Raw genomic sequence first — 1,673 nt, 5'->3', positions numbered from 1 at the left:
GTTCGGTGGCGTTCAAGGCGGTACTCTCCTCGGCGAAAATCGCAACCGCCACAACGGCGTGGCGGCGAGGAAAGTATGTGGCGGGCGGTCATCTGCCGCGGTAGCGGCTCCGTCCAACTGGCCGGATGCAGCGTCAGCCAAGTGAAGCGCATTTGGGCGATGCACCAAGACCCGCGATAACCGGGTCCTCACTGCGCGACGGGGACCCACATGCCGGTCAGCTTTCTCTCTCAGGCGCAGCGCGAACACGATGGCCACTACCCGGGACCACCTTCACCCCCGGATCTGATCCGCTACTTCCACCTGGACGATGCCGACCAGGCGCTGATCGCGCAGAAGCGCGGCGAGCACAACCGACTTGGTTTTGCCGTACAGCTGGGGACGGTGCGCTACCTGGGCACCTTCCTGGAAGACCCGCTGGCCGTCCCGCTGGTGGTGCTGCAGACGCTGGCCAAGCAACTGCACATCGCGTTCGAGACCATGGACGGCTTGCCTGCCTACCGCATCGGCGAGCAGCGCTGGGAGCATGCGGCGGAAATCCGCGACCGTTACGACGATGTCGAGATCACCGAGCGCCGGGTCGGCTGGCGCCTGACCCGCTGGCTGTACGCCCTGTGTTGGACCGGCACTGACCGGCCGAGCGTGCTGTTCGAGCGGGCGACCACCTGGCTGGTCATGCATAAGGTCCTGCTGCCCGGTTGCAGTACCCTCGAACGCTTCATCGCCCGCCTGCGCAGCCGGGTCGAGGAACGGCTGTGGCGCTGGCTCGGGCGCGGCATCAGCCGTGACCAGCAGACCCGACTGGAAAGTCTGCTGGACGTTCCGCCCGGTAGCCGCCGCTCGCCCTTGGATCGCCTGCGTACCGGGCCCGTGACGATCAGCAGCCGTTCGCTGGTGTTGGCCCTGCGGCGGTTACAGGAGGTGCGTGCGCTGGGCATCCAGGTGCCGACGGCGACGCGCATCCCGGCGACCCGGGTGGCCGCCCTGGCGCGGTTTGCGGGTGCCGCCAAGGTCACAGCCATCCTGCGCTTGCCCACACGCCGCCGCCTGGCCACGCTGGTCGCCTTCGTGCATGACCTGGAAGCCACCGTGCAGGACGACGCGCTCGACGTGTTGGATGCGCTCCTGCGCGAGGTGTTCAGCGACGCCCGCAAGGCGGATAAGAAGGCGCGCCTACGCAGCCTGAAGGACCTCGATCTGGCGGCGGCAACCCTGGCCGGCGCCTGCCAACTGGTGCTGGATACCGAGGTGGCCGATGCCGAGCTGCGCACCCGCGTGTTCGCGACGACGCCGCGCGAGACCCTCACGCACGCGCTCGCCGCGGTCACTGCGCTGATTCGACCGGCCGACGACGTGTACTACCGGGCGCTCGATGACAAGTACACGCTCATCCGTCGCTTCCTGCCGACGCTGGTCGAGCAGCTGCGCTTTGGTGCGAATGTCGCCGGTGAACCGGTCATCGCGGCCCTGGGGTGGCTGCGGACGAACCTGAAGCGCCACCAGCCCGACCAGGCCGCCCCGCGCGCCGTCGTCACTAACCCGGCTTCGACTATTCGACCCCGGATGTTGCCATTTTAGGCCCATTTTGGCCCTTGGCGGTAGTGTAAGTGCCTGAGTGAGCTAGACCGGGTCCTGCGAAAGCGTCTGTAGTGCCGACCTTGGTCCTTGAGCCG

1 protein-coding gene is annotated in these 1,673 nt (G+C 67.5%); it reads left to right on the top strand.

The genetic code is table 11. From position 1 onward, the window contains the following. The first annotated feature begins 210 nt into the window (after positions 1-210). The gene (locus QZY44_RS15805) at positions 211-1,578 is read left to right on the top strand and encodes a DUF4158 domain-containing protein (RefSeq protein WP_295448050.1); all 1,368 of its coding nucleotides are present in this window, start codon (positions 211-213) and stop codon (positions 1,576-1,578) included. Positions 1,579-1,673 lie beyond the last annotated feature (95 nt).

Origin of the sequence: uncultured Thiodictyon sp. (genome assembly GCA_903837595.1) — a bacterium.
Lineage (GTDB): Bacteria > Pseudomonadota > Gammaproteobacteria > Chromatiales > Chromatiaceae > Thiodictyon.
Note: the sequence above shows the minus strand (reverse complement) of the source record. Positions and strands in the feature narration are given on the sequence as shown.